A 19,384-nucleotide genomic window follows, 5' to 3' on the forward strand; every position below is an offset into this window, starting at 1 on the left:
ACCACCCTCTCATCCACTATTTGCGCACCAGGCGCAGGCCATTGAACACCACCAGCAGGCTCACGCCCATGTCGGCGAAGACCGCCATCCACATGGTCGCCATGCCCATAAACGTGACGGCCAGGAAGATCGCCTTGATCACCAGCGCCAGGGCGATGTTCTGCTTGAGGATACTCGACGTTTGCCGCGACAGCCGAATGAAAGCCGGAATCTTGCGCAAATCATCATCCATCAACGCCACGTCGGCGGTTTCGATGGCGGTGTCGGTGCCCGCCGCGGCCATGGCGAAGCCGATCTCGGCACGGGCCAGGGCCGGGGCGTCGTTGATGCCATCACCGACCATGCCCACCCTATGGCCCTGGCCGTAGAGGGTTTCGATGGCTTGCAGCTTGTCGGTGGGCAACAGGTCGCCCTGGGCCTGGTCGATACCGACCTGGGCTGCAATGGCCTGGGCGGTGTGGGTGTTGTCACCGGTGAGCATCAGGGTCTTGATGCCCAGGTCGTGCAGTTGCTGAATGGCTTCGCGGCTACTGTCCTTGACCGTGTCGGCCACGGCAAACAGCGCCAGGGGGCCGGACTTGTCCAGCAGCAGCACGACGGACTTGCCTTGTTTTTCCAGGGCGAAGAGTTTTTCTTCCAACGCCTCTGAGCACAAGCCCAGGTCTTCCACCAGGCGGTGGTTGCCCAGGTGATAGGTCTGGCCGTTGATGTCGCCGCGCACACCGCGCCCGGCCAGGGCCTCGAAGTTATCCACAGCGTGAGTCGACAGGTTTTTATCCACAGCCGCGTTGGCAATCGCCAGGGAGACCGGGTGATCGGAACGCGATGCCAAGCTGGCAGCCAAGGCCGGCGCGCTGTCTTCGAGATTCGGGAACAGCGGCAGGTAATCGGTTTGCACCGGTTTGCCGTGGGTGATGGTGCCGGTCTTGTCGAGGGCCAGGTAGTCGAGCTTGTAGCCGCCCTCCAGGTAAACGCCGCCCTTGATCAGGATGCCTTTGCGCGCTGCGGCGGCCAGACCGCTGACGATAGTCACCGGGGTCGAGATCACCAGGGCACAAGGGCAGGCCACCACCAGCAGCACAAGGGCGCGGTAGATCCAGTCGAACCACACGCCCGCCATGAACAGCGGCGGGATCACCGCCACACCCAGGGCAAACAGGAACACTGCCGGGGTGTAGACCCTGGAGAAACTGTCGACAAAGCGCTGGGTCGGAGCACGCGCACCCTGGGCCTGTTCCACCGCGTGGATGATTCGCGCCAGGGTCGAGTTGTTGGCCGCTGCAGTGACCTTGTATTCCAGGGAACCGGCCTGGTTGATGGTGCCGGCGAAGACTTTATCGCCCACAGTCTTTTCAATCGGCAGGCTTTCCCCGGTGATCGGCGCCTGGTCGATAGTGGACTGACCGGCGGTGACTTCACCGTCCAGACCAATACGCTCGCCAGGTTTTACCCGCACGATTGCGCCCAGTTCTATACTTTTGACTTCCTGTTCCAGCCATGAACCGTCGGCCTGGCGCACGGTCGCCTGCTCCGGGGTCATCTGCATCAAGCCGCTGATGGCATTGCGCGCCCGGTCCAGGGACTTGGCCTCGATCAACTCGGCCACGGTAAACAGGAACATCACCATCGCCGCTTCCGGCCACTGACCAATCAGGATGGCGCCGGTCACGGCGATGCTCATCAGCGCGTTGATGTTCAAGTTAAGGTTTTTCAGGGCGATCCAGCCCTTTTTGTAGGTGGTCAAACCGCCGCTGAGGATCGACACCAGCGCAACCAGCGCGATCACCCAGGTCGGTGCCACGCCCGTGAAGTGCAGCACTTCGGCACCCAGAGCGCCCACGCCCGAGAGTGCCAGTGGCCACCAGTGCTTCTTGGCGGGCGGCGCGGCGGCGGGGCTGCCTTCCTCTATAGGGTCGGCCTGCATACCGATGGACTTGATCGCCGCGATGATCGGCGCCGTGTTCGGCAGGTCATGGGTGACGCCGAGGATGCGGTTGATCAGGTTGAATTCCAGTTGCTGCACGCCAGCGAGCTTACCCAGCTTGTTCTGGATCAGCGTCTGCTCGGTGGGGCAGTCCATGGCTTCGATGCGGAAGGTGCTCAGGCGCGAGCCGGCGGTGGGCGCCTCGCTCAGGGTCACGATGGCAGGCCCGGCAGCGCCGGAGCAGCAGGAGCCGGAGTGACCGTGGCTATCCACAGGCGTGAGTTTCGCCGGGGCATGATCATGTTTGTGATCGTGGCCATGCTCATGCGGGTGGCCGTGGTCATGAGCATGGTCGTGATCATGATCGTGCGGGTGGTCGTGCTTGTGCGGGGTGTGAATGGAGTGGCTCATCAGGTCGCGTCCGTAAAGGTGCCTGTTGCCAAGTAAAGACCCTGTAGCCACTATAGGGTCAAGCACCCATTTGGAGATTGCTGCGATGAAGATCGGCGAACTGGCCAAACTCACCGATTGCCCGGTGGAAACCATCCGTTATTACGAGAAGGAAAACCTGCTGCCGCCCCCGGCACGCACCGACGGCAACTACCGCGTATACACCCAGGCGCATACCGAACGGCTGACCTTTATCCGCAACTGCCGCAGCCTGGACATGACCCTCGAAGAAATCCGCAGCCTGCTGGGGCTGCGCGACAGCCCCCAGGACCAATGCGAAAGCGTGAATGCCTTGATCGACGAGCATATCCACCATGTGAAAGCGCGGATCGACGGGTTGTTGGCCTTACAGGAACAACTGCTGGACCTGCGCCAACGTTGCGGCGGTGGGAACCAGTGCGGGATCTTGCAGCAGTTGGAAGTCAGCGGCGGGATTGCGGCCAGCGAGGCCGAGCCTTCGCATGTGGGCAGAAGCCACGGCCATTAACTCAGGTGAACACCAAACCCATGTGGGAGCTGGCTTGCCTGTGATGGCGGTGGGCCAGCGACATTAATGTCGCCTGACACTGCGCTATCGCAGGCAAGCCAGCTCCCACAGTTTTTCACCGAGTAAGGCTTTAGATCGCCACGTCGGCCTTGATGCTTGGGTCGGCGTCGTAACCCACGATTTCGAAGTCTTCGAACTTATAGTCATAGATCGACGCAGGCTTACGCTTGATCACCAGTTCCGGCAGTTTTTTCGGCGTACGCGCCAACTGGGTCTGGATCTGTTCCATGTGGTTGCTGTAGGCGTGGGTGTCGCCGGTGGTGACGATGATCTCGTGGGGGATCAAATCGCACTGCTGGGCCAGCATGTGGGTCAGCAACGCCAGCGCGGCAGTGTTGTACGGCAGGCCCAGGAACACGTCGGAGCTGCGGATATACAGCTGCATCGACAGATGGCCGTCATGCACGAACGCCTGGTAAAGCAAATGGCACGGCGGCAAGGCTTGCTTGCCGTTACGCGCGTTTTCCTGCGGGCTCTGGGTTTCGTCCGGCAGGTATTCGACGTTCCAGCCGTGGAACAGGATGCGACGGCTGTTGGGGTTGGTCTTGAGCGTGTGCACCATGTAGTCGATCTGGTTGATCGTGCCGCCGTCCTTGGTCGGCCAGGCGGTCCACTGCTCGCCGTAGACCGGCCCCAGGTCGCCGTCTTCGGTGGCCCACTCATCCCAAATCTTCACGCCATTTTCGTTGAGCCACTTGATGTTGGTGTTGCCGCTCAACATCCAGATCAGTTCGTTGGCGATGCTTTTGAAGTGCAGCTTCTTGGTGGTCAGCAGCGGGAAGCCGTCGGCCAGGTTATGCCGATATTGACGAGCGAACACGGCCTTGGTGCCGGTGCCGGTGCGGTCGCCCTTGGTCAGGCCATTGGTCACGACGTCGTGCAGCAGTTCGAGATATTGCTTCATGTTTTTACCCGTATCGTTGAAGCCAAGACCTCCTGGTCTTGGCATTCGAATTTAAAGCGCGGCGTTCTTCAGCGGCTGCGGGCGATTGTACGCCCACCACAGCATGCCCAGGCCCGACAGGATCATCGGCAGGCTAAGCACCTGACCCATGGTCAGCCAGCCCCACGCCAGGTAGCCCAACTGCGCATCCGGTACCCGTACGAATTCGACGATAAAGCGGAAAATCCCGTAGAACAGCGCGAACATGCCCGACACGGCCATGGTTGGGCGTGGCTTGCGCGAGAAGATATAGAGAATAAGGAACAGCGCCACACCTTCCAACGCGAACTGGTACAGCTGCGACGGGTGGCGCGGCAATTGCGCCGGGTCGCTGAACGGCGGGAACACCATCGCCCACGGTACGTCGGTCGGCTTGCCCCACAACTCGGCGTTGATAAAGTTACCAATGCGCCCGGCGCCCAGGCCGATCGGCACGAAGGGTGCGACGAAGTCCATCAGTTGGAAGAACGACTTGCCATTGCGCCGACCAAACCACCAGGCGGCGATCATCACGCCGATAAACCCGCCGTGGAACGCCATGCCGCCCTTCCACACTTCGAAGATCAGGGTCGGGTTGGCGAGATACGCAGACAGGTCGTAGAACAGCACATACCCCAGGCGCCCGCCGACGATCACGCCCATCGACATCCAGAACACCATGTCGGAGAGCTTCTCCTTGGTCCAGGTCGGGTCGAAACGGTTCAGGCGCCGGGAAGCCAGCAGCCAGGCACCGCCGATGCCGATCAGGTACATCAACCCGTACCAATGGATTTTCAGCGGACCGATGGCCAGGGCCACCGGGTCGATCTGCGGGTAAGGCAGCATTGCGACTCCTCGTTAAAACATTTAGTCATGACGCACCGGACCATGCCGATGTGCGATTAAGCCTGCGTTACAGCTGCGAGATCAAATTAAGAAGTTCACATACACACCAAACAGCCCGGCATGTTAACGGATCAGAGGTGCGCGGCCCAACTTCGAGACGATGGAACACCGGCGCGTCTGTGGGTAGAGTGGCAAAAACACAAAAGGGGTCACCCGATGTGCCTGATTGTTTTCGCCTGGCGACCGGGCCATGCCCAACCGCTGATCGTTGCGGCCAACCGCGATGAGTTCTACGCCCGCCCCAGCCTGCCGCTGGCCCAGTGGGCGGATGCGCCCCAGGTCTATGCCGGTCGCGATCAGGAGGCCGGGGGCACCTGGCTGGGGGTGAACGCGGATGGGCGCTTTGCCGCCTTGACCAACATCCGCGACCCGCACCAGCCACCGGCACGCAAGTCTCGCGGCGAACTGGTTGCGCGGTTTCTCAGCGGTTCGCTGCCGATCGACGATTATTTGGCCGATGTAAATGGCCGCTCGATTGAATATGCCGGGTTCAACCTGCTGGTGGGCACGCGGGATGAGCTGTGGCACTACAACGCCAATGATACCGAGCCGACGCGATTGAAGGCTGGGGTGTACGGGTTATCCAATGCCGGGCTGGATACGCCATGGCCGAAGCTGGTGAAGGCCAAAGCAGCGTTCAGCGCCGTGCTGGAAAACCCCGAGCCTGAGGCACTGCTGGGAATTCTCAGCGACCCGCAGACCGCGCCGTTTGCTGAGCTGCCGGACACCGGCGTAGGCCTGGCGACCGAAAGCCTGCTGTCGAGCGTGTTTATCGCCAGCCCCAGTTATGGGACACGGGCGAGCACAGCGCTGATCGTGAATGCCGATGGGACGCGGCGGATGCTGGAGCGCAGCTTTGGCCCGCACGGGGGGCGGCTGGGTGAGGTGGACCTGATGTTTTAGCGCTGCTTGGACCACCGCTATCGCAGGCAAGCCAGCTCCCACAGGGGAATGCATTCCACAGGTGGGAGCTGGCTTGCCTGCGATGAAGGCGCCTCGGTCTAAAGGGTTTTGGCCGAGGCCGGGTTGATCATCCGGGTCAACCCCAGATTTTTCAGCGCCAATTGCAGCGAGCTGTGGATAACTTGCGGGTTGTCGATGGTCATCAACTCGGCGAGCAAATCCTTGGCCCTGCTCAATTCCACCTGGCGCATTGATCGTTCCCACGCTCTGCGTGGGAACGCCTCTTGTGACGCTCTGCGTCACGCTCTAAAAGCCGACGCGGAGCGTCCCAGGGCTGCATTCCCACGCAGAGCGCGGGAACGATCTGCTAGAAGCTCGCTCCTACAGGGTTTTGGCCGAGGCCGGGTTGATCATCCGGGTCAACCCCAGGTTTTTCAGCGCCAATTGCAGCGAGATGTGGATAACCTGCGGGTTGTCGATGGTCATCAACTCGGCGAGCAAATCCTTGGCCCTGCTCAATTCCACCTGGCGCATTGATCGTTCCCACGCTCTGCGTGGGAAACGCCTCTTGTGACGCTCTGCGTCACGCTCTAAAAGCCGACGCGGAGCGTCCAGGGCTGCATTCCCACGCAGAGCGCGGGAACGATCTGCTAGAAGCTCGCTCCTACAGGGTCTTGGCCGAGGCCGGGTTGATCATCCGGGTCAACCCCAGGTTTTTCAGCGCCAATTGCAGCGAGCTGTGGATAACTTGCGGGTTGTCGATAGTCATCAACTCGGCGAGCAAATCCTTGGCCCTGCTCAATTCCACCTGGCGCAGCATCCACTTCACTTTCGGCAAGTTGGTGGCGTTCATCGACAGGCTGTCAAAGCCCATCGCCATCAACAGCACCGCCGCCGCCGGGTCACCGGCCATTTCGCCGCAGATACTCACCGGCTTGCCTTCGGCATGGGCGTCGCGCACTACGTGTTGTAGCGCTTGCAGCACCGCCGGGTGCAGGTAGTCGTAGAGGTCGGCCACCCGTGGGTTGTTACGGTCCACGGCCAGCAGGTACTGGGTCAGGTCGTTGGAGCCTACCGACAGGAAGTCCACCTGCCGCGCCAGTTCCTTGGCCTGGTACACCGCCGCAGGGATTTCGATCATCACGCCAATCGGCGGCATCGGCACATCGGCGCCTTCGTCGCGCACTTCGCCCCAGGCGCGGTGGATCAGGTGCAGGGCTTCTTCCAGTTCATGGGTGCCGGAGATCATCGGCAGCAGGATACGCAGGTTGTTCAAGCCCTCGCTGGCCTTGAGCATGGCACGGGTCTGGACGAGGAAGATTTCGGGATGGTCGAGGGTAACGCGAATACCGCGCCAGCCAAGGAAGGGGTTGTCTTCCTTGATCGGGAAATAGGACAGTGACTTGTCGCCGCCAATATCCAGGCTGCGCATCGTCACCGGTAACGGGTGGAAGGCTTGCAGTTGCTCGCGATAAATCGCCAGCTGCTCCTTCTCGCTCGGGAAACGCTGGTTGATCATGAACGGCACTTCGGTGCGGTACAGACCCACCCCTTCGGCGCCGCGTTGTTGCGCACGGGCTACATCCGCCAGCAGGCCGGTGTTGACCAGCAGCGGTACGCGGTGGCCGTCGGGGGTGACACACGGCAGCTCGCGCAGCGAATCCAGGCCCTGGGCCAGTTGCTTCTCTTCTTCCACCACCTCGGCGTATTGCTTGCGCAGCACGTCGCTGGGGTTGGTGAACACCTCGCCGCGATGCCCGTCGACGATCATGTCGATGCCATCGACCTTGGAGTACGGCAGGTCCACCAGGCCCATCACCGTCGGGATACCCATGGCCCGGGCCAGGATCGCCACGTGGGAGTTACCCGAACCCAATACCGAGACCAGGCCTACCAGCTTGCCTTCAGGCACTTCGCCAAGCTGGGTGGCGGTCAATTCTTCACTGACCAGGATGGTGTTATCGGGGAAGACCATGTTGGTGCTGCGGTCTTCCTGCAGGTACGCCAACAGACGGCGCCCCAGGTCGCGCACATCCGATGCCCGCTCGCGCAGGTAGGCGTCGTCCATCATTTCGAAACGGTTGACGTGATCGGTGACCACCTGGCGCAACGCGCCCTGGGCCCACTGGCCGGTCTTGATCACGGTCTTGACTTCGTTACCCAGGGACGCGTCGTCGAGCATCATCTGGTACACGTCGAACAGCGCACGCTCTTCGGGGCGCAACTGGGTGGCCAGCTTGGTCGACAGGTTGCGCATGTCGGCGCGCACGCCTTCGAGGGCGGTCCTGAACAGTTTGATCTCGGCGTCGATGTCACTGACGCTCTTGTCCGGCACCACATCGAGGTCGGCTGGCGGCAGCATGACCACCGCGGTACCCACCGCGGCGCCTGGCGAACCCGGTACGCCGACGAACTTGGCTTCCTGGATGCCCTTGCCCTGGCGCCCCAGGCCGCGAATCGAGCCGGTCGCTTCGGCGTGGGCGATAACCCCGGCCAGTTGCGCGCTCATGGTCACCAGGAAGGCTTCTTCGCCTTCGTCGAACTGGCGACGCTCTTTTTGCTGGATAACCAACACGCCGACAACGCGGCGGTGGTGAATGATCGGCGCACCAAGGAACGAGGCGTAGCGCTCTTCGCCGGTTTCGGCAAAGTAGCGATAACGCGGGTGATCGGCCGCGTTCTCGAGGTTCAGGGGTTCTTCACGCGTCCCCACCAGGCCCACCAGACCTTCATTGGGCGCCATGCTGACCTTGCCGATGGAGCGCTTGTTCAAGCCCTCCGTGGCCATCAGCACAAAACGGTTGGTCTCGGGGTCCAGCAGGTAAACCGAGCAGACCTGGCTGCCCATGGCTTCCTTGACGCGCAACACAATAATCCCCAACGCCGCCTTGAGATCCTTGGCGGAGTTAACTTCCTGGACGATCTTGCGCAGCGTATTGAGCATGGCTCGGGGTCGAACTCCGTCGTCAGTCGCGCGCTAAAAGGCGCGGGGCAAGCTCTTTGAGAGCGCGACGATAAACCTCGCGCTTGAATGTCACCACCTGGCCCAACGGATACCAATAGCTGACCCAGCGCCAGCCATCGAACTCCGGTTTACCGGTCAAATCCATCCGCACCCGCTGCTCGTTGGAGATCAGGCGCAAAAGAAACCATTTCTGCTTCTGGCCGATGCACAGCGGTTGGCTGTGGGTACGCACCAGGCGTTGCGGCAAACGATAGCGCAACCAGCCACGGGTACAGGCCAGAATTTGCACATCTTCGCGCTCAAGGCCGACTTCTTCGTTCAACTCACGGTACAAGGCGTCTTCAGGGGTTTCGTCGGGGTTGATTCCACCTTGAGGAAACTGCCAGGCATCTTGGTTGATTCGGCGAGCCCATAGCACCTGTCCGGCATCATTCGTCAGAATAATGCCGACATTAGGACGGAAACCATCGGGGTCGATCACGGCAACAACCTCGCAAACGCATGTCGTCGCATTGTTCCACAAAGGTTGTTCCAGCGGCAACGAGGCTTCTTACCTTATGTGCACTCTTGTGAAAAGACCGTATTCTGGACGCCTTTTTACAGACTTTTCAGCGAGTAACTGCAATGCGCCTGGCTTTATTCGACTTGGACAATACCCTTCTGGGCGGTGACAGCGATCACGCCTGGGGCGATTACCTGTGTGAACGCGGGATTCTCGACGCGGTAGCCTACAAGGCCCGCAACGACGAGTTCTACCAGGACTACCTGGCCGGCCGGCTGGATAACGCCGCCTACTTGAACTTCTGCCTGGAAATCCTCGGCCGCACCGAGATGGCCCAGCTGCACGCCTGGCACAACGACTACATGCGCGACTGCATCGAGCCCATCATGCTTCCCAAGGCCGTTGAACTGCTGGCCAAGCACCGCGCCGCCGGTGACAAGTTGGTGATCATCACCGCCACCAACCGCTTCGTCACCGCGCCGATTGCCGCCCGCCTGGGCGTCGAGACTCTGATCGCCACCGAGTGCGAAATGGTGGATGGCCGCTATACCGGGCGCAGCACCGATGTGCCGTGCTTTCGCGAGGGCAAGGTGACACGTTTGAACCGCTGGTTGGAAGAAACCGGGCACAGCCTGGAAGACAGCTACTTCTACAGCGACTCGATGAATGATTTGCCGTTGCTGGAGCAGGTGACGCACCCGGTGGCAGTGGATCCGGATCCGAATTTGCGCGCGGAGGCTGAAAAGCGAGGCTGGCCGGTGATTACACTGCGCAGCTGATAATGCTATCGCAGGCAACCCAGCTCCCACATTTTGACCCTGTTCTCATGTTGGAATCCGGTCAAGTGTGGGAGCTGGCTTGCCTGCGATGAAGCCAACGCGGTTTCAAACAGGCTTGGCGCCCATGAGCCCTGCAATCGCCACAAACCCCACCAGGCTGACCACCGCCAGCACCAGGGTGAAATTCAGGCTCCCGCCCTCGCCCTTGCGCAGCCGATTGAGCCGCGCCACCAGCCAGAACCAGGCCAGCGCCGCCACGGTGTAGAGGATGCTGGAGCCCAAGATCCAGGTTTGCCCCAATGGCCAGCCGAGCAGGTGCACCAGCCACCAGCCGGTGAAGGGCATGCTCACCAGGCAAATCCCCATCAGCAGCCATATAAATGCCCAGGGGCGCTGCACGGTCGCGGCCGGGCCGGCGCTGCGTTTACGCCACGCCAATACGGCCAGGCCGAGGCCGCTGAGCAGCAGCAATACGGTGGCGGTGATGTGGATCACCTTGAGGGTAGTCAGCGTTTCCATGGTCTCTATTCCTTATAGGCCGCTCAGTCAGCGTAGTCGCTCAACCGAGGAACAGCTGGTAAGCCGGGTTTTCGCTTTCATCCCAGTACGGGTAACCGATTTGCGCCAGCGCGGCAGGCACCAGGTGGCGCTCGTCCGCCGGTACTTGCAAGCCCGCCACCACTCGGCCGTCAGCCGCGCCGTGGTTGCGGTAGTGGAACATCGAGATGTTCCAGCGCCCGCCGAGCTTGTGGAGAAAGTTGAACAACGCCCCCGGCCGCTCCGGAAACTCGAAACGAAACACCAGCTCGTCGCTGACTTTGGCAGCATGCCCGCCGACCATATGGCGAATGTGCAACTTGGCCAGTTCGTTCTCGGTAAGGTCCAGCACCGGGAAACCCTGGCTGGTCAGGCTGGCCACCAACGCGCTGCGCGGGTCGTTCTCCGGGTGGGTCTGCACGCCGACGAAAATGTGCGCTTCGCTGCCGGAGTGGTAGCGGTAATTGAATTCGGTGATCTGGCGCTTGCCCACCGCCTCGCAGAAGGCCTTGAAGCTGCCCGGCCGCTCGGGGATGGTCACCGCGATGATGGCCTCACGGCCTTCACCGAGTTCGGCGCGCTCGGCCACATGGCGCAAACGGTCGAAGTTGACGTTGGCGCCCGAGTCGATGGCGACAAAGGTCTGGCCGCTGACACCGCGGGTCTCGACGTATTTTTTGATCCCGGCCACGCCCAGCGCGCCGGCCGGCTCGGTGATGGAGCGAGTGTCGTCGTAGATGTCCTTGATCGCCGCACAGATTTCATCGGTGCTGACGGTGATCACTTCATCCACATAGTCCTTGCAGATGTCGAAGGTGTGCTGGCCGATCTGCGCCACTGCCACGCCGTCGGCAAAGAGGCCGACAGTCGGCAATACCACGCGCTCGCCCGCCGCCATGGCGGCTTGCAGGCAGTTGGAATCGTCCGGCTCCACGCCGATGATCTTGATCTCCGGGCGCAGGTATTTCACGTACGCCGCAATCCCGGCGATCAGACCGCCGCCGCCCACCGGTACGAAAATCGCGTCCAGAGGCCCTGGGTGCTGGCGCAGGATTTCCATCGCCACGGTGCCCTGCCCGGCAATGGTGTGCGGATCATCGTAGGGGTGGATGTACACGTAGCCTTTTTCGTCGACCAGCTTGAGCGAGTAGGCCAGGGCTTCCGGGAAGGAATCACCGTGCAGCACCACTTTGCCGCCACGGGAGCGCACGCCTTCGACCTTGATCTCCGGGGTGGTCTTGGGCATCACGATGGTGGCTTTCACCCCCAGCACCTTGGCCGCCAGGGCCAGGCCCTGGGCATGGTTGCCGGCCGACGCGGTGACGACGCCGCGCGCACGTTCTTCGGCACTGAGCTGGGTCAGCTTGTTGTAGGCGCCGCGAATCTTGAACGAGAACACCGGCTGCAAGTCTTCGCGCTTGAGCCAAATCTTGTTACCCAGCCGCTCGGAGAGCTGGCGGGCAGTCTGCAAGGGGGTTTCCACGGCGATGTCGTAAACACGCGAGGTGAGGATTTTTTTGACGTAGTGTTCAAGCATCGGCAGGCATCTACTTCACGGGTTGGGCAGGGCCAAGGAGTCTAACCCAGCGTTTGGCCGGGCGACCACACGAATCCCGAGGTTTTGTTGGGTTATACTCGCCGCCCTCGTTAATTCCCCGCCCGTTCCGGAGCCCGCATGACCCAGGATCAACTCAAACAGGCAGTGGCCCAGGCCGCTGTCGATTTAATCCTTCCTAAGCTCGACGACAAGAGCATCGTCGGTGTCGGCACCGGTTCCACCGCCAACTGCTTTATCGACGCACTGGCCCGGCACAAGGGCGCGTTCGACGGCGCCGTGGCCAGTTCCGAAGCCACCGCCGCCCGCCTCAAGGGCCATGGCATTCCGGTGTACGAGCTCAACACCGTGAGCGACCTGGAGTTCTACGTCGACGGCGCCGATGAAAGCGACGAGCACCTGAACCTGATCAAAGGCGGCGGCGCGGCCCTGACCCGCGAGAAGATTGTCGCGGCCGTGGCCAAGACCTTCATTTGCATCGCCGACGCAAGCAAGCTGGTTCCCGTGCTGGGCACGTTCCCACTGCCGGTGGAAGTCATCCCCATGGCCCGCAGCCACGTGGCCCGCGAGCTGGTGAAGCTGGGCGGCGACCCGGTGTACCGCGAAGGTGTGTTGACCGACAACGGCAACATCATCCTCGACGTGTTCAATATGCAGATCACCAACCCGGTGGAGCTTGAGACGCAGATCAACGCCATTGTGGGCGTGGTCACCAACGGCCTGTTCGCAGCGCGCCCGGCGGATGTATTGCTGCTGGGCACCCCGGAAGGCGTGAAAACCCTCAAGGCCTGACCCTGTGGGAGCCGGGCTTGCCCGCGATGCAGACGACTCGGTGTATCAATGGATACCGAGGCGATGCCATCGCAGGCAAGCCAGCTCCCACATGTGTTAGCGCTCGACTCTAGAGTGATGTAACAAAAACGCTACTTTTCGCAGCACTCCTCGCCAAAACCGTGCGCTCTGTCACGGCATCCCCTGCCACGCCTGGTATCCAATCCGTTACAAATTACAGCCACGCGACCCACGCGTTTAACAATGCGCCAATTCGCAGCCGCCCATGGAATGAGGCGCGCATTGTGCAAAGGGTCTGGGCTTGCACATTCCCATCACCTCAAGGAAGACCTTGTGATAAAGCCTCTAGCCCTCGCCATCAGCGTTGCCGGTGCCCTGCTGTCCACGCATACCCAGGCCTACGATTACGGCCAGCACGCCAACACCACCCTGGAAAAACTGATCAACGACTACCCTGGCCGATATCGAGGCACGGCAAATTTTGCCGGGGCAGCCGACTGGATGCAGAGCCAGATGGGCACGGCCTATAACTTCAGCCGCCAGGACTTCACCTGGAACAACGGCAGCCGGGCTTCGCAAAACGTGGTGGCCTCTGCCGCTGGTACCAAGGCCCAGTACGTGGTGATTGGCGCGCACTTCGACACTTACTTCGGCCGCCCGACCCTGCAAGGCCTGGATGACAACGGTTCCGGCGCCAGCGTGTTGACCGAGGTGGCGAAGAATCTCGGCGGCCTGTCACTGGAAAATGGCCTGCAAATCGTTGGCTTCGGCGCCGAAGAAGAAGGCCTGCGCGGCTCCCGTGCCTTTGTCGACTCACTCAGCGCCAGCCAGCGCGCCAACATGCTCGCGATGATCAACCTCGACAGCCTGATCACCGGCGACATGATGTATGCCCACGCCGGCCAGAACAGCACCGCCAACCCGGCCTTGGCCTCCTTGCGCGAGCACGCCTTCCAGATCGCCAAGGAGTTGAACATTCCCTTGTTCAGCAACCCCGGCCTCGACCCGCAGTACCCGAAGGGCACGGGCTGCTGCAGCGATGGTGAAGCGTTCGAACCGCTCAATATCCCGATCCTTTATATAGAGGCCACCAACTGGGAACTGGGCGACCTGGACGGCTACACCCAGACCGACAACCCGAAAATCCCCGGCGGCTCGACCTGGCACGACCCGAACGAAGACAACAAAGCCGTGCTGACCGATGCGTTCGGCCAGGCGCGCATCGACCAGCGCCTGCGTGACTATTCACGCCTGCTCAGCCGCCTGGTGCTGGAACTGACCAACGCCGACCTGATGGCCTCGACCGCTTCTGGCGGTGCCGTTGCGCGCAATATGCAAGACAACCTGCAGCGCCAGCATCAGGCCCTGGTGCGCCTGCATGATCGCCGCTGGCTGACCCTGCAAGCGGCCAGCCGCGAGGTCGCAAGCTTCGATGGCGAGATCGGTGTGGATGGCGAATACAACCCGGACAGCGGCTTCGACACGGCCCCCAACCCCGAAGCCCGGCGCGTGGGCCTGCATGCCCTCGGCGACTACCAACTGACTTCAAGCCTGAATATCGGCGCCAGCCTCAGCTACCTCAATGGGCGCGACAAACTGGAGCATCGCGGCAAGCTCGACAGCGACACCTGGCAGGCAGCCGTCTATGCACTGCTCAACGATGGCGGGCCACGCTGGCTGGCCGGTGACCTGAGCGTGGGCCACGCGCGCTTCGACTCCAAGCGCAACCTGGTCATCCAGGCCAATGGCGGGCCGATCCTGCTCAACCAGCAACTGACGGGCGATACCGATGCCCTGGCGTTGGGCGCACGGGTGCTGGGTGGCTATGACTTTGACTTTGGCGCGATCAAGAGCGGGCCGTTCGCCGGCCTGGACTACAGCCATTACCGCATCGACAAGTTCCACGAAAAGCAGAACCTGCGCACGGCCCTGGAGTACGAAGAGCAGTCTTTCGACTCCCTGGAAGCCAGCCTCGGCTGGCGCGTGCGCGGCGCTGTTGCCCTGCCCTATGGCCTGAACCTGATGCCCTACGGCGACATCGCCTGGGTCAAGGAATTGGCCGACGGCCGCCTGGACGATCTGCAACTCACCGCACGCGCCGATGGCCAGGCCCGCACCGCCAGGCTGGGCTCAGTGGATAAGAGCTTCGCTCGCGCACAACTCGGCAGCCAACTGGCGATCACCCCACAGTTGGGCGTGTTTGCCGAGGTCAATGGCCGCCTCGGGCATGCTGAAGGCAGCCAGACCGGTTATTCGCTGGGTGTGCAATGGATGTTCTGATCAGGGTTTCTTGAACACGTAAAACAAGTTGGGCTCACTGACCATGTACAGCGTGCCGTCGTCATCCATGGCGATCCCTTCGGCCTGGGGCACGCGCTTGCTCAGCCCATGGCGCCCTTTAAGCAACGACAGACTGCTTAGAGGGCGACCATCAATATCCAGCTCCAAGACCAGGAACGACTCATCCGACAGCGCCAACAGATGGCCACTGCGCTCGTCGTATTGCAGGCTCGACAGGTCGCGCACAAACAGCCCGGCATCGCGCTTGGGGTTGTTTATCACATGTACCGAATAGGTTTTTTCCGGCTTGAAATGGGGAAACCCGTGCACCTCGTAGATCAGCATGGGGTCGCGTTCCTTGGCCACGAACAAGCGCTTGCCCACCGAGTCGTAGGCCAACCCTTCAAAGCCTTTGTTGCCGCCAACGTGCACGCCCAGGGTCATTTGCTCGGCATCGGCGGCGTCGAGGAACGTGGTGTCATCGTCCACATGCACTTTGATCAAGCGCTGCTGGCGCTCATCGCTGATGACGTAGATGTTGTCGCTGATAAATTCCACCGCTTCGGCATCGCCAAAGCCCACCAGCGGAATGCGCCGCAGGATCTTGCCCTCCAGCGACAACTCGACCAGTTCGGCGTTTTTATTGGTGACAGTAAACAGGCTTTTGCGCACGGGGTCGTAGGTCAGGGCCGAGACATCGTCGTCGAGCCCTTCGATCACCTGGCCTTCGAGGGTGACGCGATAATCCGCCAGGCCAATCGCGCGCTCATCCGCAGGCTGGTACCACACCTGCCAGTTGAACCAGGCGCGTTCGAACAGACGGAACTGCTGTGCCACCAGCCCGGCAGCGACCAAGGCGAGCAACAGCAGGATAAAAACAGCAGGTTTGGGGCGGGCAAGTCGACGCATCGGGGCGGGCTCAGAGAAAAAACTGGCGAATAGATATCAAGGTCACCTGAATTTAAACTTAAACGCACCGGACTGCCTGGCGAATGCCGTTTATAAAGAAAACTCTGACGTAATTCGTCAGTTATTTCTGCTTTTCAAAGCGATAGAACAGGTTTGGCTCACTGACCATGTACAGATTGCCGCTCTCGTCCATGGTCACGCCTTCGGCACGTGGGATCGTGTCTTTCAGGCCATTGAAGCCGCCAAGCAAGGTCATGAAGCTGACTTGCTCGCCCGTTTCATCCAGTTCCAGCAGCAGGTGGGAATCGGCCGACAGCACCAGCAAATGCCCGGTACGTGGGTCGATGGACAGGGCCGACAGGTTGCGCACATCCAGTTCGGTGCTGGCCAGTTTTTGCTTGTCGCCGGTCAGCGTATTGCCATCGCTTTTCCAGGTAAACAAGGCCGGCGGACGCTCTTCGCCCAGCACCAGCTGCTGGTTGCGCTTGTCCCATGTGACGGCTTCAAAGGCTTTGTTCTGATCTTTGGACGGGCCCAGGTCATGGCTGGGGAAATCGGCCTTGTTCAGCGCCGTAGTGCCGGCGTCGACCTTGACCACGGTCAGGCTGTGATCGCGTTCATCGACCACCGCCATCAAGCCGTTTTCCATCACCGCCACGCCTTCCGGATTGTTCCAACCGTTGAGCGGCATTTTGCGCAACACATCGCCTTGCAGGCTCAACTCGACCAGGAAGGGGTTCTTGCCCATCACCGAAAACAGGGTTTTGGTCTGAGGGTTGTAGGACAGGTCCGAAGCCTCATCCTTCTCCATACCGGGCAGCAACTTGGCGTCGATCACCGCGTGATAGTCGGGCAGCCACACACTCTCCCGGCGCTCAGCCGAACTCTCGAAACGCTCCAGCACCCACAGCAGACCGCGATCGTCCCAGTGCATGGCCCAGGCCACGCCATACAAAATGGCACCGGCCAAGAACACCCAGGAATACCAGCGCATGGACAAGCGGGAGCGGAGCGAGGTTTTCGAAGTGGGCAAAGGCACGACCATTGAGCGCTTTTCCGGAAAGTGAGCCGTAGGGGATAGCACAGGATTCAAGGCCCCGCGCGCAAGAGCAGGGAATTATCCGGATGGCGTGTGAAAAAAATGCAAAACGCCGGATCCTGCAGATGTACACAAACAACTGTGGGAGCGGGCTTGCCCGCGATTGAGGGCGTTCAGTCAACTATTCAGTGACTGTCACACTGCCATCGCGGGCAAGCCCGCTCCCACAGTTTAATTGCAGTTTGGCAGTGATTTAGCGCACAACGCTTTCGAAGCGATTGACACCCGCCAGCTCCAACACCACTTCATCCCCCACATTCAACGGGCCAACGCCCGCCGGGGTGCCGGTCAGGATCACGTCGCCCGCTTGCAGGGAGAAGCAACCCGCCATGTACTGAATCATCGGCACAATCGGGTTGAGCATCTGCGCGCTGTTGCCGTCCTGGCGCACTTCACCGTTGATGCTCAGGCGAATGCCGATATCGGTCACGTCTGCAAAGGTACTGCTGACCACGAAGGGGGCAATCACCGCCGCGCCATCGAAAGACTTGGCGATTTCCCACGGCAAGCCCTTGGCTTTGAGCTCGGCCTGCTTGTCGCGCAGGGTCAGGTCCAGGGCCGGAGCGAAGCCGGAGATGGCGTCCAGCACTTCTTCCCGACTCGGCTTGGCGGACAAAGGCTTGCCGATCAATACGGCGATTTCCGCTTCGTAGTGCACCGAACCACGCTCGGTCGGAATGGCAAAACCGCCTTCCAACGGCACCACGCAGCTGCCCGGCTTGATGAACAGCAGTGGCTCGGTAGGCACCGGGTTGTCCAGTTCCTTGGCGTGTTCGGCGTAGTTACGCCCGATGCACACCACTTTACCCACCGGGAAGTGGATGTTGGTGCCGTCGACATACTTGTGCTGGTAGCTCATGGAACGACTCCTTCAGGTGCGGTTAAACAGCGAAGATCTTGCCGGGGTTCATGATCCCGTTAGGGTCGAACACGGCTTTGACGGCCTTCATGTATTCGATTTCAACCGGTGAACGGCTGTAGGTCAGGTAATCGCGCTTGGTCATGCCCACGCCGTGCTCGGCGGAGATCGAGCCGTTGTACTTGGCGACGGTCTCGAATACCCACTTGTTAACGGTGGCGCACTTGGCGAAAAACTCGTCCTTGCTCAGGTTTTCCGGCTTGAGGATGTTCAGGTGCAGGTTGCCGTCACCGATATGGCCAAACCAGACGATTTCGAAGTCCGGGTAGTGTTCACCGACGATCGCGTCAATTTCGCTCAGGAACGCTGGCACTTTCGACACGGTCACCGAGATGTCGTTCTTGTACGGCGTCCAGTGGGAAATGGTTTCGGAGATGTACTCGCGCAGTTTCCACAGGTTGTGCAGCTGGGTTTCGCTCTGGCTCATCACGCCATCCAGCACCCAGCCCTGCTCCACGCAATGTTCGAACGTTTCCAGGGCGTGGTTGGCGACTTCTTCGGTGGTGGCTTCGAATTCCAGCAGGGCGTAGAACGGGCACTCGGTTTCGAACGGCGCCGGCACGTCGCCACGGCCAAGGACTTTGGCCAGGGCCTTGTCGGAGAAGAATTCGAAGGCGGTCAGGTCCAGCTTGCTCTGGAAAGCGTGCAGCACCGGCATGATCGAGTCGAAATCAGTCGTGCCGAGCACCATTGCCGTGAGGTTCTTTGGCGCACGGTCCAGGCGCATGGTGGCTTCGACCACAAAGCCCAGGGTGCCCTCGGCGCCGATAAACAGCTGGCGCATGTCGTAGCCGGTGGCGTTTTTGATCAGGTCGCGGTTCAGCTCCAGCACATCGCCTTTGCCGGTGACGACCTTCATGCCGGCCACCCAGTTGCGGGTCATACCGTAGCGAATTACCTTGATCCCGCCGGCATTGGTGCCGATATTGCCGCCAATCTGGCTGGAACCGGACGAGGCGAAGTCCACCGGATAATACAGGCCGTTTTCTTCAGCGACGTTCTGCAGTTGCTTGGTGACCACACCCGGCTGGCACACGGCGGTGCGGTCGGTGAGGTTCACGTCGAGGATCTGGTTCATATAGTCGAACGACACCACCACTTCACCATTGGCGGCAACGGCAGCGGCCGACAGACCGGTGCGCCCGCCCGATGGCACCAGCGCCACCTTGTGCTCATTGGCCCACCGCACGATGGCCTGCACCTGCTCGGTGGTCTTGGGGAACACGATGGCGCTAGGTGCGGGAGCGAAGTGCTTGGTCCAATCCTTGCCGTAAGCCTCCAGGGAGTCGGCGTCGGTCAGCACTTTGCCGGGCTCAACCAGGGTCTTTAGCTCATCAATCAGGGCAGGATGGGTCATCGACAGAACTCTCGAACAATTCATGGTCATCCTGAGAA

Annotated in this window: 16 protein-coding genes and 2 pseudogenes; 5 read left to right on the forward strand and 13 right to left on the reverse strand. The window is 61.0% G+C overall.

The features are described 5' to 3' along the window. Positions 1-16: 16 nt before the first annotated feature. Positions 17-2,335 carry a heavy metal translocating P-type ATPase gene (locus ACP7CZ_RS13420; RefSeq protein ID WP_236452453.1) on the reverse strand — a complete coding sequence of 773 codons (2,319 nt, stop codon included), beginning with the start codon at positions 2,333-2,335 and terminating at the stop codon, positions 17-19. Positions 2,336-2,420: 85 nt separating this feature from the next. Here ACP7CZ_RS13420 and cadR point away from each other — a divergent pair, with 85 nt between their 5' ends. Beyond that, positions 2,421-2,861 carry a Cd(II)/Pb(II)-responsive transcriptional regulator gene (gene cadR, locus ACP7CZ_RS13425; protein ID WP_003195185.1) on the forward strand — a complete coding sequence of 147 codons (441 nt, stop codon included), beginning with the start codon at positions 2,421-2,423 and terminating at the stop codon, positions 2,859-2,861. Positions 2,862-2,991: 130 nt separating this feature from the next. Here cadR and ACP7CZ_RS13430 read toward each other — a convergent pair whose 3' ends face one another. Together ACP7CZ_RS13430 and lgt are read right to left on the reverse strand one after the other, a co-directional pair. Continuing rightward, positions 2,992-3,825, reverse strand: a complete 834-nt coding sequence (locus ACP7CZ_RS13430; RefSeq protein ID WP_005792328.1) for a thymidylate synthase — start codon at positions 3,823-3,825, stop codon at positions 2,992-2,994. Positions 3,826-3,876: 51 nt separating this feature from the next. Beyond that, positions 3,877-4,689, reverse strand: coding sequence for a prolipoprotein diacylglyceryl transferase (lgt, locus tag ACP7CZ_RS13435; protein WP_294195455.1), 813 nt, complete (start codon positions 4,687-4,689; stop codon positions 3,877-3,879). A gap of 216 nt (positions 4,690-4,905) precedes the next feature. Between lgt and ACP7CZ_RS13440 the strand changes: the two genes are divergently transcribed. Further along, entirely contained in the window at positions 4,906-5,652 is a 747-nt protein-coding gene (locus ACP7CZ_RS13440; protein ID WP_060763936.1) for an NRDE family protein, read from the forward strand. Positions 5,653-5,750: 98 nt separating this feature from the next. On the opposite strand, the pseudogene ACP7CZ_RS13445 reads toward ACP7CZ_RS13440, so the two are convergent. The 4 genes and pseudogenes from ACP7CZ_RS13445 to ACP7CZ_RS13460 all read right to left on the reverse strand — a co-directional run. Next, a pseudogene (locus tag ACP7CZ_RS13445) lies at positions 5,751-5,900 on the reverse strand (hypothetical protein); the annotation flags it as partial. Between the two features lie 133 nt (positions 5,901-6,033). After that, positions 6,034-6,171 (reverse strand): annotated as a pseudogene (locus ACP7CZ_RS13450) (hypothetical protein); the annotation flags it as partial. A 145-nt stretch (positions 6,172-6,316) separates the two neighbouring features. After that, positions 6,317-8,596, reverse strand: a complete 2,280-nt coding sequence (gene ptsP / locus ACP7CZ_RS13455) for a phosphoenolpyruvate--protein phosphotransferase (protein WP_426174456.1) — start codon at positions 8,594-8,596, stop codon at positions 6,317-6,319. Positions 8,597-8,618: 22 nt separating this feature from the next. After that, entirely contained in the window at positions 8,619-9,098 is a 480-nt protein-coding gene (locus ACP7CZ_RS13460) for an RNA pyrophosphohydrolase (protein WP_003176750.1), read from the reverse strand. Positions 9,099-9,241: 143 nt separating this feature from the next. Here ACP7CZ_RS13460 and ACP7CZ_RS13465 point away from each other — a divergent pair, with 143 nt between their 5' ends. After that, a complete protein-coding gene (locus ACP7CZ_RS13465) occupies positions 9,242-9,898 on the forward strand; it encodes an HAD family hydrolase (RefSeq protein WP_070415404.1) in 657 nt (218 codons plus the stop codon). Positions 9,899-10,003: 105 nt separating this feature from the next. Here the strand turns inward: ACP7CZ_RS13465 and ACP7CZ_RS13470 are convergent, their stop codons facing one another. Beyond that, positions 10,004-10,417, reverse strand: coding sequence for a DUF2269 family protein (locus tag ACP7CZ_RS13470; RefSeq protein WP_054917042.1), 414 nt, complete (start codon positions 10,415-10,417; stop codon positions 10,004-10,006). A gap of 40 nt (positions 10,418-10,457) precedes the next feature. Continuing rightward, a complete protein-coding gene (gene ilvA / locus ACP7CZ_RS13475) occupies positions 10,458-11,972 on the reverse strand; it encodes a threonine ammonia-lyase, biosynthetic (RefSeq protein WP_034128978.1) in 1,515 nt (504 codons plus the stop codon). Between the two features lie 138 nt (positions 11,973-12,110). On the opposite strand from ilvA, the gene rpiA reads away from it, so the two are divergent. Next, complete coding sequence (gene rpiA / locus ACP7CZ_RS13480) at positions 12,111-12,782, forward strand: ribose-5-phosphate isomerase RpiA (protein WP_034128979.1); 672 nt, start codon at positions 12,111-12,113, stop codon at positions 12,780-12,782. Between the two features lie 333 nt (positions 12,783-13,115). Next, positions 13,116-15,062, forward strand: a complete 1,947-nt coding sequence (locus tag ACP7CZ_RS13485; RefSeq protein WP_294195451.1) for an autotransporter domain-containing protein — start codon at positions 13,116-13,118, stop codon at positions 15,060-15,062. Here the strand turns inward: ACP7CZ_RS13485 and ACP7CZ_RS13490 are convergent, their stop codons facing one another. From ACP7CZ_RS13490 to ACP7CZ_RS13505, 4 genes are all read right to left on the reverse strand, one after another. Then, positions 15,063-15,971 (reverse strand): SdiA-regulated domain-containing protein, encoded by a 909-nt coding sequence (locus ACP7CZ_RS13490; protein WP_034128981.1) that lies wholly within the window; start codon positions 15,969-15,971, stop codon positions 15,063-15,065. A gap of 121 nt (positions 15,972-16,092) precedes the next feature. Next, complete coding sequence (locus ACP7CZ_RS13495; protein WP_034128982.1) at positions 16,093-17,016, reverse strand: SdiA-regulated domain-containing protein; 924 nt, start codon at positions 17,014-17,016, stop codon at positions 16,093-16,095. A gap of 247 nt (positions 17,017-17,263) precedes the next feature. Then, positions 17,264-17,929, reverse strand: a complete 666-nt coding sequence (locus ACP7CZ_RS13500) for a fumarylacetoacetate hydrolase family protein (protein ID WP_034128983.1) — start codon at positions 17,927-17,929, stop codon at positions 17,264-17,266. Positions 17,930-17,951: 22 nt separating this feature from the next. Beyond that, complete coding sequence (locus ACP7CZ_RS13505; RefSeq protein ID WP_005792341.1) at positions 17,952-19,346, reverse strand: FAD-binding oxidoreductase; 1,395 nt, start codon at positions 19,344-19,346, stop codon at positions 17,952-17,954. Positions 19,347-19,384 lie beyond the last annotated feature (38 nt).

Origin of the sequence: Pseudomonas sp. DWP2-2 (assembly GCF_049897065.1) — a bacterium.
Taxonomy (GTDB): Bacteria; Pseudomonadota; Gammaproteobacteria; order Pseudomonadales; family Pseudomonadaceae; genus Aquipseudomonas; species Aquipseudomonas paracarnis.

Bases quoted from the DNA above. Each gene is read 5' to 3' on its own strand.
- ACP7CZ_RS13420 (WP_236452453.1), bottom strand. From the start codon at position 2,335: ATGAGCCACTCCATTCACACCCCGCACAAGCACGACCACCCGCACGAT.
- cadR (WP_003195185.1), top strand. From the start codon at position 2,421: ATGAAGATCGGCGAACTGGCCAAACTCACCGATTGCCCGGTGGAAACC.
- ACP7CZ_RS13430 (WP_005792328.1), bottom strand. From the start codon at position 3,825: ATGAAGCAATATCTCGAACTGCTGCACGACGTCGTGACCAATGGCCTG.
- lgt (WP_294195455.1), bottom strand. From the start codon at position 4,689: ATGCTGCCTTACCCGCAGATCGACCCGGTGGCCCTGGCCATCGGTCCG.
- ACP7CZ_RS13440 (WP_060763936.1), top strand. From the start codon at position 4,906: ATGTGCCTGATTGTTTTCGCCTGGCGACCGGGCCATGCCCAACCGCTG.
- ptsP (WP_426174456.1), bottom strand. From the start codon at position 8,596: ATGCTCAATACGCTGCGCAAGATCGTCCAGGAAGTTAACTCCGCCAAG.
- ACP7CZ_RS13465 (WP_070415404.1), top strand. From the start codon at position 9,242: ATGCGCCTGGCTTTATTCGACTTGGACAATACCCTTCTGGGCGGTGAC.
- ACP7CZ_RS13470 (WP_054917042.1), bottom strand. From the start codon at position 10,417: ATGGAAACGCTGACTACCCTCAAGGTGATCCACATCACCGCCACCGTA.
- ilvA (WP_034128978.1), bottom strand. From the start codon at position 11,972: ATGCTTGAACACTACGTCAAAAAAATCCTCACCTCGCGTGTTTACGAC.
- rpiA (WP_034128979.1), top strand. From the start codon at position 12,111: ATGACCCAGGATCAACTCAAACAGGCAGTGGCCCAGGCCGCTGTCGAT.
- ACP7CZ_RS13490 (WP_034128981.1), bottom strand. From the start codon at position 15,971: ATGCGTCGACTTGCCCGCCCCAAACCTGCTGTTTTTATCCTGCTGTTG.
- ACP7CZ_RS13495 (WP_034128982.1), bottom strand. From the start codon at position 17,016: ATGGTCGTGCCTTTGCCCACTTCGAAAACCTCGCTCCGCTCCCGCTTG.
- ACP7CZ_RS13500 (WP_034128983.1), bottom strand. From the start codon at position 17,929: ATGAGCTACCAGCACAAGTATGTCGACGGCACCAACATCCACTTCCCG.
- ACP7CZ_RS13505 (WP_005792341.1), bottom strand. From the start codon at position 19,346: ATGACCCATCCTGCCCTGATTGATGAGCTAAAGACCCTGGTTGAGCCC.